This window comes from Marinobacter sp. LA51, from assembly GCF_030297175.1.
Classification (GTDB): Bacteria; Pseudomonadota; Gammaproteobacteria; order Pseudomonadales; family Oleiphilaceae; genus Marinobacter; species Marinobacter apostichopi.
Genome location: NZ_AP028070.1, coordinates 3,466,911 through 3,481,787 on the forward strand (window position 1 = coordinate 3,466,911; position 14,877 = coordinate 3,481,787).

Sequence of the window (14,877 nt, forward strand, 5' to 3'; positions counted from 1 at the left end):
TCTCCGAGGGTTTTACAGCTCAGGATCCCAGCAGGGATTTCGGGTCTGTGTATGGGTGCCCGGTTGCTTCCGCCACCTCCCTGTAGGTTACCTTGCCACCGGACACATTGAGCCCGGCCAGCAAATGCGGATCGTCTTTCATGGCCTGCACCGCGCCTTTGTTCGCCAGCGCTGCCACGAACGGCAGGGTGACGTTATTGAGCGCCAGTGTTGAGGTGCGTGCCACGGCACCGGGCATATTGGCCACGCAGTAATGTACCACACCGTCGACCACGTACGTGGGGTCATCATGGGTAGTTGCCTTGGACGTTTCGGTACACCCGCCCTGATCGATAGCCACATCAACAATAACGCTGCCTTCAGGCATCCGCTTGATCATGTCACGGGTCACCAGCTTGGGTGCCGAGGCACCGGGAATGAGCACCCCGCCGATCACCAGATCCGACTCGGTAACCGCCTGATCCAGCGTCTGGGCTGTGGAAAAGAGCGTACTGATGCGATTACCGTAGAGGTTATCAAGCATACGCAGCACATCCATATTCCGGTCCAATACAGTCACCTGAGCGCCCATGCCAACCGCCATGGCCAGTGCATTTTGACCAACGACACCACCGCCGATAATGGCGACCTTGGCGGGGCTGACACCGGGCACACCGCCCAGCAAGACACCGCGGCCACCCATGGCTTTTTCCAGACAATGAGCACCTGCCTGGATCGACATGCGGCCGGCCACTTCCGACATTGGCGCCAGCAAAGGCAACCGGCCGGTCCGATCCGTCACCGTTTCATAGGCGATGCAAGTGGCACCAGACTTCACCAGATCGTCGGTCTGCGCCTGGTCCGGCGCCAGGTGTAGATAGGTGAACAGGGTATGATCCGGCCGCAGCATCGCCCGTTCCACCGCCTGCGGTTCCTTGACCTTCACAATCAGCTCGGCCGCATCGAAAATCTCCTGCGCGGTATCCAGGATGCGAGCCCCCGCTTGCCGGTAATCCTCGTCGGTGAAACCGATGGCCGCACCAGCGTTAGTTTCCACATAGACTCTGTGTTCGTGGTTGCACAGTTCATGCACCGCGGCTGGCGTCATACCCACTCGGTACTCGTGGTTTTTGATTTCCTTCGGTACGCCAATTTTCACTGTTAACCCCCAGAGTTTGTTCACACTCGATTGTACGTTGCTAAAGTGTAGTAGAAGGGTATTACCGAAACAGTCGCACTTAAGTCCAAGATGGCTACTGAGACCTAGCCAACACCACTGAGCCAAGGAGGCTCCTGACCATGCGCCATCCACTTAGCACGGCAGTTTTGACTGCTTTAACCTTTATGCTCATCCACACGCAGGCGGGGGCGGAGATGCACACGGAAACGATCGACTACAAGGTGGGCGACCAGACCTTTACCGGGTACCTTGCCTGGGATACCGAATACGGCCAGAAACGCCCCGGGGTTCTGTTGGTGCATGAATGGTGGGGCCATAACCAGTTTGTGCGCGAACAGGCAGAGCAGATTGCCGCAGCCGGCTACACCGCCTTCGCCCTGGACATGTACGGATCTGGCAAGCTGGCGCAGCACCCCGACACCGCCAAGCAGTTCATGCAGGAAGCCACAGGACAACCGGAACAGGTCAAAGCGCGGTTTGTCGCCGCCATGGAACTGTTGCAAAACCATGAGAGTGTCGACAGCAGCCGAATTGCAGCACAGGGTTACTGCTTTGGCGGTGCCGTAGTGCTGAATATGGCCCGGCTGGGGCTGGATCTCGACGGTGTGGTCAGTTTCCACGGCTCTCTGGCCAGCCCAATCAAGGCTGAGCCTGGCCAGATCAAGGCACGGATACAGGTCTACACCGGCGGCGCCGATCCGTTCGTGCCCACCGAGCAGGTGGCTGGCCTGGTAACCGAAATGCAGCAGGCTGAGGCAGACCTGACCCTGGTCAGCTTCCCCGGCGTCCAGCACTCCTTTACCAACCCGGGCGCAGACGCCGTTGCCGACCAGTTTGACATGCCCCTGGGTTACAACGAATCGGCGGCGACCCGTTCCTGGCAAGGCACCATGGCTTTCTATCAGGAGATTTTTAACCAGCCATCCGACTAAAGGGCGCTGGCGATGGCGTCGCGCACCTGGCCCATCAATTTATCCAGGGGTACGTCGGCCGTTTCCACGGGCGGATGAATGACAATCTCGATCACGCCCGGACTGAAGTCGGCGCTACCCTTGGGCAGGCGATCGTGGGAACCCCGCACGGTCACCGGCAATATGGGCAATAGGCCATCCCGGGCAATGACAAACCCGCCTTTCTTGAACGGGAGCAGTTGGCCATCCCAGGACCGGGTTCCTTCCGGAAACATCAGAATGCCAGTGCCATCGGGCAACTGGGCAACACCCTGCTTGATACTCTCCAACGCAGCGCTGCCCTTGGATCGATCGATGAACAGGTTGCGGGAGGTTTCCAGCGCCAGACCAAACAGCGGCACCTTGCGCAGCTCCTTTTTGATCACCCAGCGATACTGCAACCCCAGCGCCAGGACCAGTGCCGGAGGATCAAAGTAAGAGGCGTGGTTACTCAGAATGACGTAGCGCTGATGGGGCTGAATATTTTCCAAGCCACGCACCTGCAATTGGATACCGCAAACCTTGAGCATGCCCCAAGCAAAAACCTGGGTTCCATGAAAGGCCGCATTTCCGCGTTTGCCGGTCAGGGCTGCGACAACGATGGGCAGAAATAATAGCAGTGTGAGCAGAATGGCCCAGAAGAAAATCCAGATAGTCTTGAGGGTCTTAAGCATGAAAGGGTCCTGAATTCCTCGATGTCCATTTTAACGAGCAACAGGGGCACTAAGATTACACAGCGGGAACAAAATCACAAAGCGGGTCAATATGACCGAATTTTAGGCACAAAAAAAGGCAGCCTTAGCTGCCTTTTTCTGTTAATGCCTGATCCGTAAAGGATTACAGAGCAGTAACATTCTCCGCCTGAGGACCTTTCTGGCCCTGGGTAACGGTGAACTCAACCTGCTGGCCTTCTGCCAGGGTCTTGAAACCGCTGCCCTGAATTGCGCTGTAGTGAACGAATACGTCCGGGCCGCCTTCACGAGTAATAAAGCCAAAGCCTTTAGCTTCGTTGAAGAACTTAACAGTACCGGTAGTAGTAGACATACTTAAACTTCCTGAAATCAATCATTTAATCTGCCGCCGTACACCTCGTGGCGTAGGCTGGCGTTTACGGAAATACAGAACTCGCGGAATCAAAAACAGGACGGTCACTACTAACTGCGGAGGTACGTCTTATTCATGAAATGCTTTACTGAATCTTTCCTACGCGAATAACTGTACTCTTGATTTTTTGAGTTGCCAAGTGGATTTTCAATAATTTAAGTAAGTAGTGGTACCCACCCACAGGGCGCTCAATCGTTGGTCAACCGCGCACCAATCCAAAGCAGTAAATCCCGAATGCGGTCATCAGCAACGACCCCACCACATGGGCCAGAATGCCGGCCACCGCCATTCCCCACCGGCCCTGCTGCAGGGCCGCGAACATTTCCAGCGAGAAGGTCGAGAAGGTAGTCAACGCGCCGCAAAGACCAGTGATAGCAAACAAACGCCACTCCGGTGCCAGGGTACTGCCATGACTGAAATAGCCGATTAGCAAACCGATGAGCCAGCCGCCGCTGAGATTGGCCACCAGGGTGCCGTAGGGCACCGCATGGTAGGTGCTGTTGAGCCAGAGCCCCAGGCCCCACCTCAGGTTCGCACCGATAACGGCGCCGGCACTCACTGCCAGAACTGAAAGCCACATCCGCTCGGAATCTCCTCATTCGCTGAAATCGGCCACGCCACTGACGAACGACCTGTCCTGAGTATGCCGACAATCACCAGGCAAGTTAAGGCCTTGTTTGCCCTACAGACTTGAGGTCCGGCATAAAAAAGGGGCGCCTGTATGCGCCCCTTTTCATTTCAACTGTTCCGGCTAGTCCGGTTCAGCTGGCCCGGTCAGGCCGGGTTGTGGTCGATGACCGTTTCCTTGTTGCGGGCAAACGCATCAAACGGGAAATCGTCCACGGTCAGCATTTCCAGCACCACCGCTTCGTACTTCCGCATGAAGTCCGCTTCTTCCTGGGTAAACACGCCAGCTTCCAGCGCTGCTTCAAAACGCTCTTCCGGATGCAGGGCGGTCATTGGCAGCTCGCCCTTGGCGTAGGCCTTGGTGGCTTTGCGGTACAACTGCTCAGCCTTGTCGTAATCCTTCAGCAAGCCGTTGTACTGCGCCAGCGGATTTTCCACCGAACCTTCACCGTCCTCGGTCCAGACACCGGCAATCAGCTTGTTGCGGATTGGCGTGTCGGTGGAGATGGCCCGCGCCAACTTCCGGGACAGGTCATCGTGCGGTGCATCCCAACGGCGGCCCAGCGGCATGGTGATCGCGCGTAGAGCGAGAGCAACCGGGCGGCTCGGAAGGTTCTGCAGGAACTCATCGAGCGCGTTTTCGGTGCGGTACAGCAGCAAGCCCAGGCTGTATTCCATCACCTCTTTCTCGCCCTCAACCGGCTGACCCTCGTGCCAGTTCTTCAGCACCATGGAGGCCAGGTAGAGGTTCGACAGCATGTCGCCGAGGCGTGCAGAGATCAGCTCGCGCATCTTCAATTCGCTGCCCAGCGTCGTCATGGCAGCATCGGCACACAGACCGAAGGCCGCACTGAAGCGAGCCACTGCCTGGGCGTACCTGCGACTGGCACTGTCGAACGGTACGTCGGCCTTACCCAGACCCAGTGCCTGGGTAAAGGCTCGGGCGGCGTTGCCGAAGATCAGGCCGGCGTGACCGAAGAAGGCCTCGTCGAACGCCTGAATGTCATCGGCGTCCTTGGCCGCCAATTCTTTCAGCACGTATGGATGGCAGCGGATGGCACCCTGACCGAAGATCATCAGGCTGCGGGTCATGATGTTCGCGCCTTCAACGGTGATCGACACCGGCGAACCACTGAAGCCAATGCCGAGATAGTTGCGCGGCCCCAGGGTGACGGTCTTGCCACCGTGCACGTCCATGGCGTCGGACAGGACACCACGCTGGAACTCAGTCAGGTGGTATTTCAGGATCGCTGACGGCACCGCCGGTTTTTCACCCCGATCAATCATGTTCGCGGTGTGGTTAACGGCGGCCTGAGAAATGTATGTCTTGCCCGCGATCCGGGCCAGCGGCTCCTGAACCCCTTCCATGTCGGCCACCGGAGTGTTGAACTGGCGCCGAATACGGGTAAAGCCACCAGCGGTACCCACCGAATAGGCGGCTGCGCCTGCGGCACCGGACGGCAAGGTGATGCAGCGTCCGACGGACAGGCACTCAACCAGCATACGCCAACCCTGGCCTGCCATTTCCTGGCCACCGATGATGTATTCCAGCGGGATGAATACGTCCTTGCCCTTGATAGGACCGTTCAGGAACGGCGTGCCGATCGGGCAATGCCGGCGGCCAATTTCCATGCCGTCGGTGTCACGGGGAATCAGGGCACAGGTAATGCCATAATCCTTCTGCTCGCCCAGAAGACCATCCGGATCGAACATGCGGAACGCCAGACCCACCACCGTGGCAATGGGCGCCAGGGTAATCCAGCGCTTCTCGAAATTGAGCTTGATGCCCACCACTTCCTTGCCATTGAACTCGCCCTTACAGACGATGCCGACATCCGGCAGCGACGTGGCATCCGATCCGGCGCGAGGGCCGGTCAGGCCGAAGCACGGAATCTCACGGCCATCGGCCAGCCGCGGCAGGTAATGGTTCTTCTGTTCGTCGGTGCCGTACTTGAGCAGCAACTCGCCTGGGCCGAGGGAATTGGGCACCCCGACCGACACCATCAGCATTTCATTGGCGGCCAGTTTCTGCAGCACCGCAGTCTGGGCTTTCGCAGAAAACTCAAGACCGCCGTATTCCTTCGGAATGATCATGCCGAAGAACTTCTCTTTCTTCAGGAAGTCCCACAGCTCCTTCGGCAAATCGGCGCGCTCGACCGCCAGGTCCCAGGCATTGCACATGGAGATAGCCTGGGCGCACTGGTTGTCGACAAACGCCTGTTCCTCTTCACTCAATCCGGTGTGGCGGTTGATCAACAGGTTGTGCCAATCCGGCTGACCGGTGAACAGCTCGCCGTCCCAGCCGACGGTGCCCGCTTCCAGGGCGACCTTCTCAGTCTCTGACACTTTCGGCGCCACTTTCTTGAAGGTGGCGAAGACTTTCGGTGTCAGCCAGCTCTGCCGGAAGCCCGGCAGGCCTGCCGCAGCAGTGACACCTGCTCCGACAAACAAGATCAACGCCAGCCAACCGGAGGCGAAAATCCAGGAAAGCAGGCCGGTCACAACCATCACGCCAATAGCAGGCGTGGCACCAGATTCACGACGCATCACGACCAGCAGGCCGGCCAACGCCACAACAAACAGAATGAAGGTCATCATAGGTTCTCTCAGTCATCCATGGTTCGTAACATACTAAGACGAAAGTAGGTACGCCCACACTACAACATCAGATGAGCGCTTAACAGCGGTCGCAAATCAGTATGTTATCCCTGCCTCATACCAAATCAGGAGGTAACGATCACCCGAATCCCCTCAAGCGCCAGACTGGCGCTGCCTATGGCATCCCGGGCGGCATTAAGCTGAGTGCGAAAATAATCGATTTCCTCATCCCTGATCGCCGGATTTACCGCCTTCAACGCCTCCAATCGACGGATTTCGGGCTCAAAACTGGCCTCTACCCGCTCCAGAGCCTGCTTTTTCAACGGCTCGAGATGGGGCTCCGACAGGCGCTCCGCATGATCGACCATGGTTTCAACCTGCGGCCGGATCTGCGGCACGATGGCCTGGGCGGTCCGGCGCCGGATGTTGGAGCTGAGCTTGTTCAACTGCTCATGGGGCAATGCTTTTGACAACTCTTTGCCATTCACATCCACCAGCAGGCGCAGGGGCGAGACCGGCAGATAGCGCGACAGCTGCAACGATTCTGGCGCCGGGCAGTGCACGGTATACAGCGCTTCCATCAGCAGCGTGCCGGCCGGCAATGCCTTGACCGAGAGGTTGGCCAGGGCGGCCTTGCCCAGGCCGGAACTGGTTACCGAGTCCATCACGCCGGTCACCATCGGGTGTTCCCAGCTCATGAACGCCAGGTCTTCGCGCTCCAGGGCCTGCTGCCGATCCCAGGTCACGGTGATGCCTTCTTCCGGCAGCTCGGCCACGTGCCCGGCGTGATACTGCTCACCCGGACGCAAGACATCGGAATGATCGCTGTGATCCTCGACATCCACACCCAGAATGTCGAACGCTTCCATCATGTAGTCACGGACCTGGGCGGAGTTCTCCTCCGCGTCGATATCGTCGATGAGCTGATCGGCAACGTCCCGGCGGCACGAATTCAGCTCAATCAGGGCATCACGGCCGTTCTGCAGCAACGTGCGCAGGCGCGCGGCTTCTTCGGCCGTGGCCGCCACCAGGCCATCCAGCTGGGCAGTGTCACCGTCCAGGGCTTGCTGCCACTGGCTCTGCACCTTCTCCTGCACGGCTACGCCAACGGCGCAACTTTCGGCAAAGGCATTCAGACCCTCGTGGAACCAGCGGTACTGCACTTCCTGGGCGGTACCCTGAAGGTAGGGAATGTGAATATCGACGGTGTCGGTCTGGCCAATACGGTCCAGACGACCGATGCGCTGCTCCAGCAGGTCCGGGTTGGCCGGCACGTCGAACAGCACCAGGTGGTGCGCGAACTGGAAATTACGGCCCTCACTACCGATCTCGGAACAGATCAGCGCCTGGGCGCCCTGCTCGGTATCGGCGAAATAGGCTGCCGCCCGGTCCCGCTCAATCAGGTTCAGGTGTTCATGGAAGGCCGCACTGCGGATGCCTGCGCGCAGCTGCAGGTAATGCTCGAGCGCTATGGCGGTCTCGGCCCGGGCACAGATCACGACCACCTTGGCCGGACGCAGGCCCGCCAGTGTCTTCTCTAGCCAGGCCACGCGGGGGTCGTCAGCCAACCACTGGTCTTCTTCCACGGCCTGTTCCGGCGCCAATCCATCCTGGCCCCAGGCCTGGCCCTGATACATCTCCGGGCACGGCAGCGGTGCCGGCAAAGGGCGACGATCCGGGAAGCCCTGGATCGCGGCCCGGGTGTTGCGAAACAGCACCCGACCGGTGCCATGACGGTCCAGCAGCGCATCGATGATGGCCTGATGCGGCTGGTCACCGGCCAACAGCTGATCCAGCTCATCCCCGAGCCAGGCCTGAAGCGCAGCACGGTCATCCGCGGTCATCTCCGAGCCTTCGTCCCGCAGGCGCCGGACCACGGCATTAATGGCCTCGTACTGCTGCTCTTCCTGCTTGAACGTCTCGAGGTCGTGGAAGCGCGCCGGATCCAGCAGCCGCAATCGGGCAAAGTGGCTGGCCACGCCGACCTGTTCCGGGGTCGCGGTCAGCAACAACAAGCCACGACTGGCGGCGGAGAGTTCCTCAACCACCTGGTACTCGGTGCTGGTTTCCTCCGGGCTCCAGGCCAGGTGATGAGCCTCATCGACAATCATCAGGTCCCAGCCCGCAGCCACCGCGTCTTTCTGCGCCTGCTCGTTGCTGGCCAGGAAATCCAGACTGCACAGCACCAGCTGCTCGGTCTCGAACGGATTCACGGCCTCTTCTTCCCCGAAGATGTGACTCATCAGGGCATCAACGTCGTCCTGATCGTCCTTCAGCGCGTCGTAGCGCTCCTGGTCAATCAGCGAGAAGCGCAGGTTGAACCGGCGCAGCATTTCCACCAACCACTGGTGCAGCAGCGAATCCGGCACCACCGCCAGTGCCCGCTTGGCTCGGTTGGTGTGCAGTTGGTAGTGCAGGATCAGGCCGGCCTCAATGGTTTTACCCAGGCCAACTTCATCCGCCAGCAACACCCGGGGCGCGTGTCGCTTGGCCACTTCGTGAGCGATGTAGATCTGGTGTGGCAGGTGCTGAGTCCGGGCGCCGATCAGGCCCTGGGCCGGGGAGGCACGAAGCCGCTCCTGGTGCTGAACCGTGGCCATGCGAAGGCGAAACGCGCCGTTGCGATCGAACTGGCCGGCAAACAGGCGCTGGTGAGGCGCCGAAAAGTTCACCGAGCTGCTCAGCTTAACTTCCGAAATTTGCTGGATGTTTTCACCGTCATCGGCGTGGTACATCAATACACCACCGATATCTTCAACGGCCTGCACGACATAGTGTTCGCCGTCGTAGGTCTCGATCTCCTCGCCCATTTGGTAAATGATCCGGGACAGGGGCGCATTGTCGATGGCGTAGGTGCGCTCCTCGTCGGCGGCCGGGAAGCCCAGGGTGACCCGACGGCCTGAGATATCGGTGACGATCCCCAATCCCAGAGCGGTATCACTGTGGCTGACCCAACGCTGACCGATGACAAATTCCGACGTATCCAAGAAACCTCCAAACAGAAATTAGTGTCGGGTAGCGCCGTTTTCGCGCACCCAGTAGGCCGTGGCACCGCATACCGCCGCGGGCACGACCACAAGATTAAGAACCGGCACCATGGCCGCCAGGGCAACCGGCAAACCAAAACCGAACGCCGACAACCGGGTATCACCCAGTAGGCCCCGCAACGCCTTGAAGCTGACTTTGTGGTTGTCGGCCGGATAATCGACGTACTGCAACGCCATCATCCAGCTGTTGAACAGGAACCACAGCACGGCTGCCACCAGGTTCACCACCGGGATCAGGCCAATGATCAATAACCCAAGGGCCCGGGGCAGGTAGTACAGGATTTTCTGCACCTCGCGCAGCAGCACTCGCGGGATGTCCTTGACGATGGCAGCCCAGCTGTCTTCGGTGGTCACTTCCTGACCGGTGAGGTGTTTTTCGGTGAGTTCGGCCAGGTAGCCGTAAAAAGGCGCCCCGATCAGGTTGGCCACGATCACAAAACCGTAGGCCAGCATCAGCAGGATGACCGCGCCATAGAGCAGCCAGAACAACCAATCCAGCGCCTGCAACCAGGCCCAGTCAGGCAGCCAGCCCATAGCAACGGCAATCAGTCCGGCGAACATTTCGGCCATGAAATAGAACAGCAGCCCAAACAGCAGGACGTTAATAACCAGGGGGATGATGACAAACAGGCGCAGGCCGGGCTGTCGAATCAGCCGGAAGCCTTCTCCCAGATAGCCCAGTCCTCGAAAAAAATTACCCTTGAGCATTCCGGTAGGCCCTCCGCTTCAATGACAGTGACGGGGCGCAAAGCATATCATGTTGCCACCATTCCCACAGCCCGAGGCCGCCTACGGAAATTCCCCCATGGCAGATTTGAAACACCACGTTCTGACCCTTCTTCGCTGCCAGCTGCTATGGCGAATTGCCTTGCTCATTTCCGTGGCGGCCATCCTGTTTCTGGCCACCACGGCGAACCCCTACCCCGTGCCGGCCTCGGCCAGCGACAAGGTTAACCATCTGATTGCCTTCCTCGAGCTGACCCTGCTTACACGCTTGTCCTGGCCCGAAGCCAAGGCCCTGTGGTTCGCCCCGGCACTGTTGCTGTTTGGCCTGGCGATCGAAGGTATCCAGGCCGGCCTACCCTACCGGGAGTTTTCATTAGCGGACCTTGCCGCTGACGGCGTCGGTATCGCGCTCGGATTGTTGCCCTGGCCGGGCCTACGACGAGCCGAAAACCGAGATTTGAGAGATTCGCCCGAATCCTTGTGAGATATTTCTTACATGTATGTAAGACGATACAGCGAAATCACGTACGCAGCCTGGAAATCCGCCAGCCAAGAGGGCGCCAACTAATTGAATACCGGTAATTTAATTCCACAGCACCAAATTCGTATCAAATGCATACAGACTCGCGTCACAAGTCTGTAAAGCTGGAATTGCTATAGTGTTTACATCAAGGATGTGAAGGATAAGGACGACGCATTGGACGCACCCCCGCAAGGATTGCAGGGAGAGGCAGGGACACATGGACGCCTCGCTTAAAGGGTATATTCGGAACGCCGGCTAGGACGCCAGCACCAGGGAGCGGCACAGGGACTCGCAACAAGGTTGTTGCCCTTTGCGCAAGGAAGCGCCGACTTGTTTCGACAAAGCATTGAAAAGGGTAGCCCGAGGGTTGCCCTTTATTTTTTCCTCGCCAGAATCATTGCTGCGCCACGTAAATCCGCACCCGGTTGAACTCTTCAAACTCATTCAGATCCGGCCAGGTTCGCGCCTCCACGATAGTCTGTTGCTCATAGCAATTGTCACCCAGATCCCTGACCCTTGAATCCGCCAGCAGAACCGTTGGCACCGCACTTCGAAAGATTTGTAGCAATGGTCGATTGTCAGGATCGTACAGCACGTCTGCTGCGGTCATCACATCAATACCATCGGGCCGGGCTTGCCAGTCGTTGCACAAGGTCACCGACACTTCGTTCAAATCCGCATTCGCTGCCACTGCATCCAGGGAAGCCGGATCGAGATCACAGGCGATCACCTCTCGAGCACCGGCGAGGGCGGCAGCGATCGCGACGATGCCGGAGCCCGAACCGAAATCCAGCAGCCGCTTATCTGCCACCCAGCCGGGGTTATCCAGTATCCAGCTTGCCAGAACCTGACCACTGGCCCAGCAAAACGACCAATACGCCGGTTCTGCCACCACCGCCTGGGCTTCATCGTGGCTGAGCGGGCCATCCAGCACCGACGGATCAAAAAGATGCAGCGGAATCCTTGAACACCCGGCCGGCCGCGACACCGCCACCCGGCCCCGGCTCAGGGTTTTTCGCAAATGTTGATCAAGACACTCGGGGGACATCCGCGCTCCGCACTGATTGGTTACTTGGGCTCGCTATTGTACCCAGCTCTCGGGGGTGGCACAGCGCTCCGCGAGCAGAAAAACGCCAGTTCGGCTATACTGGCGCCTCATTTTTCGCAACCGGTTACACCCTGAAATGGCAACCAGACCCGACACCGACGACTACCTGTCACTGTTCCTGAACGATGTCCCGCTGATGGACGTCCGGGCACCGGTAGAGTTCGCCAGAGGCAGTTTTCCTACCGCCGAAAATGCCCCGCTGATGAATGATGACGAACGCCACCAAGTGGGCATCTGCTACAAGGAGCAGGGGCAAGACAAGGCGATCGAACTGGGGCACCAGCTGGTCGACGGCGACATCAAGGCCGAGCGGATTGAGGCCTGGAAGCAATTCGTCAGACAACATCCGGAAGGCTACCTGTTCTGTTTTCGCGGCGGTTTGCGCTCGCGCCTGACCCAACAGTGGATCAAGGATTCAGGCATTGACTACCCACTGGTTCAGGGTGGCTACAAGGCGCTGCGGCATTTTCTCATCGACAGCCTGGAGCAGCGCCTTGCAGCCGGGGAATTCCAGGTTCTGAGTGGCCGGACCGGTACCGGCAAAACCCGCGTTCTGCAGCAACTGCCCAATCCGGTGGATCTCGAAGGCCTGGCCAATCATCGCGGTTCGAGTTTTGGTCGCCAGGTTACCCCGCAGCCGTCACAGATCGATTTTGAAAACCGCCTCGCGATTGCCATGCTGAAGGCCCATCACTTCCAGACCGGCTCCGTGCAGCTGGAAGACGAGAGCCGCCTGGTAGGGCGCTGTGCGTTGCCGGAGACTCTGCGCGAGCGGATTTCAGAGGCGCCCCTGCTGGTACTGGAACGCTCACTGGAAGAACGCACCGCCATCATCCGCGAGGACTACGTCGAGGGCATGTGTGCCGACTACCTTGCCCGCGACGGCGAGGAAAATGGCTGGCTGAATTTCCAGGAGTATCTGCTTAGCGCCCTTGACCGCATTCGCAAACGCCTCGGCGGTGAACGCCATAAACAGCTCAGAAGGGTGATGGAAGACGCCCTGACCCTTCAGCAGCGCCAAAACGACCTGCGCGGCCACGATACCTGGATTCAGGCACTGCTACAGGACTACTACGACCCCATGTACGACTACCAGTTGAGCAAGAAACAAGGTCAGATTCTTGTCCGAGGAGGCCCGAAAACCATTATTGAGTGGGCCAATTCTGGCGCAACTGCGTAAACCCGGCGCTACCCCAAGTTTCTATCGGGTTCCTATCGGGATCTTCTGAAGGTTCATTCAAGGCACTATCAAAATCCTGCCAAAATCCTGCGGGCAGGCCGGTAAAACATTTGTCTGCTATAAACAATGCAGAAAACTCATTTTTTTCATAAACCTATTTCCCTTACCCTTGGGACAATCTCAAAACTAACGAACAAGGAGTCCCCCTATGGAAGACCTCTTCGGATCTGAAGGCAGTGCTTCAGAGCTGATCGAACAGGCCATTTCCCTGACAATGACCTACGCACCCAAAGTCCTTTTGGCCATCGTTACGCTGTTCATTGGTCTGTGGCTGATCAACCGCTTTGTCAGCGTGCTCGACGTCAAGCTTGGCAAGAAAGACCCAACCCTGAACAAGTTCCTGTGTGGCCTGATCAGTGCCGTCCTCAAGATTCTTCTGCTCATTTCCGTGGCCTCTATGGTGGGCATTGCTACCACCTCCTTCGTCGCCATTATTGGTGCCGCCGGCCTGGCTATTGGTTTTGCCCTGCAGGGCAGCCTCTCCAACTTCGCAGGCGGTGTACTGATCCTGATCTTCAAGCCGTTCAAGGTGGGCGACACCATCGAAGCTCAGGGATTCCTGGGTGCCGTTGACGAGATCAGCATTCTATACACCATCGTTAATACCTTTGATAACCGTCGCATCGTGATACCCAATGGCAGCCTTTCCAATGCCACCCTGGTGAACGTCAGCATCTATGAGAATCGCCGCTGCGACATGACCTTCGGCATCGGTTATAACGACGATATCGACAAGGCCAAAACGATCCTCAAGCGCCTGATGGAAGAAGATGATCGCAGTCTCACCGATCCGGCTCCCCGTATTTGCGTCGGTGGGCTCGGCGACAATTCCGTCGATCTGATGTTCCGGGTCTGGGTACCTACTGATGACCTGTGGCCGTACTACTGGGACATGCAGGAAAAAGTGAAGAAAGCCTTTGACGCCGAAGGCATCACCATTCCGTTCCCGCAGCGAGACGTGCACATGTACAAGGCCGAGTGATCAGCAAGAGCAATCGGCAAACACCGTTGCGCTTTGATACATCCGGTAACTCGCAAACCGCGGATCCTCGACTAAGATGACGGTTAATGGTGGAGTTTACGGGCTCCACCAGGCCGTCCGGGCCCGTCACAGAGATCACAACGGCCCCGAAACGCTGTCATTGCTGGTAGGAGGCTGTCACTATGCCCGCACAGCAGTTGAAGGACTTTCTCGATGAGGCCGCCGTGGAGTACATGTGCCTCTCCCACCCCCCCGCGTTTACCGCCCAGGAACTGGCGCACCACGTAAAAATAGCCGGCGACCGTGTTGTGAAAACGGTCATCATCGAGCTGGACGGCAAGATGGCCATGCTGGTCATGCCCGCGACCTGGCGCATTCGCTGGGATCGCTTATCCCGAATCCTCGACACCGACTTCATTGATCTGGCTGACGAAAAAGAGTTCAAGGATCGCTTCCCAAACTGTGAAGTGGGGGCCATGCCACCCTTCGGCAAACTGTTCGGCATGTCGGTATACTGCAGTGAGGCGATGACCGAACAACCGGAGCTGGCCTTTGCTGCCGGCAGTCACACCGAATCGGTACACATGAAAACGTCCGACTTCCTCACTCTGGTCCAGCCGATGGTCTTAAATCAGGGCTTTAACAAGCCTGGAACCAAGAAACCCGCCTGGCTGGCGAAAGGTCGGCGCCACCCTGAAGATCTGCGACCCAGTGAACCCACTGTGGCCGGCTACTAAAGCCACACGACTGATACCCCTCGGGTCGCTTGTCTGAGCTGTGCCATCGCGTAAACTGATGGCTTCAGACAGGAAC

At 58.4% G+C, this 14,877-nt stretch carries 13 protein-coding genes; 5 read left to right on the forward strand and 8 right to left on the reverse strand.

Annotation, left to right across the window (positions count from 1 at the left end; genetic code table 11):
• Positions 1-19: 19 nt before the first annotated feature.
• Positions 20-1,138: an alanine dehydrogenase gene (gene ald / locus QUE89_RS16015; RefSeq protein ID WP_286221035.1), complete on the reverse strand. Its 1,119-nt coding sequence runs from the start codon at positions 1,136-1,138 to the stop codon at positions 20-22.
• A gap of 140 nt (positions 1,139-1,278) precedes the next feature.
• Here ald and QUE89_RS16020 point away from each other — a divergent pair, with 140 nt between their 5' ends.
• Complete coding sequence (locus QUE89_RS16020; RefSeq protein ID WP_286221036.1) at positions 1,279-2,091, forward strand: dienelactone hydrolase family protein; 813 nt, start codon at positions 1,279-1,281, stop codon at positions 2,089-2,091.
• On the opposite strand, the gene QUE89_RS16025 is transcribed toward QUE89_RS16020, so the two are convergent.
• From QUE89_RS16025 to cysZ, 6 genes are all read right to left on the reverse strand, one after another.
• A complete protein-coding gene (locus QUE89_RS16025) occupies positions 2,088-2,783 on the reverse strand; it encodes a lysophospholipid acyltransferase family protein (RefSeq protein ID WP_286221037.1) in 696 nt (231 codons plus the stop codon). The genes QUE89_RS16020 and QUE89_RS16025 overlap by 4 nt on opposite strands.
• Before the next feature lie 163 nt (positions 2,784-2,946).
• Positions 2,947-3,153: a cold-shock protein gene (locus QUE89_RS16030; RefSeq protein WP_041340064.1), complete on the reverse strand. Its 207-nt coding sequence runs from the start codon at positions 3,151-3,153 to the stop codon at positions 2,947-2,949.
• Between the two features lie 259 nt (positions 3,154-3,412).
• Positions 3,413-3,793 carry a fluoride efflux transporter CrcB gene (gene crcB / locus QUE89_RS16035; protein WP_286221038.1) on the reverse strand — a complete coding sequence of 127 codons (381 nt, stop codon included), beginning with the start codon at positions 3,791-3,793 and terminating at the stop codon, positions 3,413-3,415.
• 194 nt (positions 3,794-3,987) lie between these two features.
• A complete protein-coding gene (locus QUE89_RS16040) occupies positions 3,988-6,438 on the reverse strand; it encodes an acyl-CoA dehydrogenase (RefSeq protein ID WP_286221039.1) in 2,451 nt (816 codons plus the stop codon).
• 125 nt (positions 6,439-6,563) lie between these two features.
• Positions 6,564-9,425, reverse strand: coding sequence for an RNA polymerase-associated protein RapA (rapA, locus tag QUE89_RS16045; protein ID WP_286221040.1), 2,862 nt, complete (start codon positions 9,423-9,425; stop codon positions 6,564-6,566).
• 18 nt (positions 9,426-9,443) lie between these two features.
• Positions 9,444-10,193, reverse strand: coding sequence for a sulfate transporter CysZ (cysZ, locus tag QUE89_RS16050; protein WP_286221041.1), 750 nt, complete (start codon positions 10,191-10,193; stop codon positions 9,444-9,446).
• 97 nt (positions 10,194-10,290) lie between these two features.
• Here cysZ and QUE89_RS16055 point away from each other — a divergent pair, with 97 nt between their 5' ends.
• Positions 10,291-10,695 carry a VanZ family protein gene (locus QUE89_RS16055; protein ID WP_286221042.1) on the forward strand — a complete coding sequence of 135 codons (405 nt, stop codon included), beginning with the start codon at positions 10,291-10,293 and terminating at the stop codon, positions 10,693-10,695.
• A gap of 433 nt (positions 10,696-11,128) precedes the next feature.
• On the opposite strand, the gene QUE89_RS16060 is transcribed toward QUE89_RS16055, so the two are convergent.
• Positions 11,129-11,782, reverse strand: coding sequence for a 50S ribosomal protein L11 methyltransferase (locus QUE89_RS16060; RefSeq protein WP_286221043.1), 654 nt, complete (start codon positions 11,780-11,782; stop codon positions 11,129-11,131).
• A 136-nt stretch (positions 11,783-11,918) separates the two neighbouring features.
• Here QUE89_RS16060 and mnmH point away from each other — a divergent pair, with 136 nt between their 5' ends.
• The 3 genes from mnmH to QUE89_RS16075 all read left to right on the forward strand — a co-directional run bounded on the left by mnmH (position 11,919) and on the right by QUE89_RS16075 (position 14,801).
• Complete coding sequence (gene mnmH, locus QUE89_RS16065) at positions 11,919-13,022, forward strand: tRNA 2-selenouridine(34) synthase MnmH (RefSeq protein ID WP_286221044.1); 1,104 nt, start codon at positions 11,919-11,921, stop codon at positions 13,020-13,022.
• A 208-nt stretch (positions 13,023-13,230) separates the two neighbouring features.
• Positions 13,231-14,064 (forward strand): mechanosensitive ion channel family protein, encoded by an 834-nt coding sequence (locus QUE89_RS16070; RefSeq protein ID WP_286221045.1) that lies wholly within the window; start codon positions 13,231-13,233, stop codon positions 14,062-14,064.
• Positions 14,065-14,246: 182 nt separating this feature from the next.
• Positions 14,247-14,801, forward strand: coding sequence for an aminoacyl-tRNA deacylase (locus QUE89_RS16075; RefSeq protein ID WP_286221046.1), 555 nt, complete (start codon positions 14,247-14,249; stop codon positions 14,799-14,801).
• Positions 14,802-14,877 lie beyond the last annotated feature (76 nt).

Bases quoted from the DNA above. Each gene is read 5' to 3' on its own strand.
- QUE89_RS16020 (WP_286221036.1), top strand. From the start codon at position 1,279: ATGCGCCATCCACTTAGCACGGCAGTTTTGACTGCTTTAACCTTTATG.
- QUE89_RS16025 (WP_286221037.1), bottom strand. From the start codon at position 2,783: ATGCTTAAGACCCTCAAGACTATCTGGATTTTCTTCTGGGCCATTCTG.
- QUE89_RS16030 (WP_041340064.1), bottom strand. From the start codon at position 3,153: ATGTCTACTACTACCGGTACTGTTAAGTTCTTCAACGAAGCTAAAGGC.
- crcB (WP_286221038.1), bottom strand. From the start codon at position 3,793: ATGTGGCTTTCAGTTCTGGCAGTGAGTGCCGGCGCCGTTATCGGTGCG.
- QUE89_RS16040 (WP_286221039.1), bottom strand. From the start codon at position 6,438: ATGATGACCTTCATTCTGTTTGTTGTGGCGTTGGCCGGCCTGCTGGTC.
- cysZ (WP_286221041.1), bottom strand. From the start codon at position 10,193: ATGCTCAAGGGTAATTTTTTTCGAGGACTGGGCTATCTGGGAGAAGGC.
- QUE89_RS16055 (WP_286221042.1), top strand. From the start codon at position 10,291: ATGGCAGATTTGAAACACCACGTTCTGACCCTTCTTCGCTGCCAGCTG.
- QUE89_RS16060 (WP_286221043.1), bottom strand. From the start codon at position 11,782: ATGTCCCCCGAGTGTCTTGATCAACATTTGCGAAAAACCCTGAGCCGG.
- mnmH (WP_286221044.1), top strand. From the start codon at position 11,919: ATGGCAACCAGACCCGACACCGACGACTACCTGTCACTGTTCCTGAAC.
- QUE89_RS16070 (WP_286221045.1), top strand. From the start codon at position 13,231: ATGGAAGACCTCTTCGGATCTGAAGGCAGTGCTTCAGAGCTGATCGAA.
- QUE89_RS16075 (WP_286221046.1), top strand. From the start codon at position 14,247: ATGCCCGCACAGCAGTTGAAGGACTTTCTCGATGAGGCCGCCGTGGAG.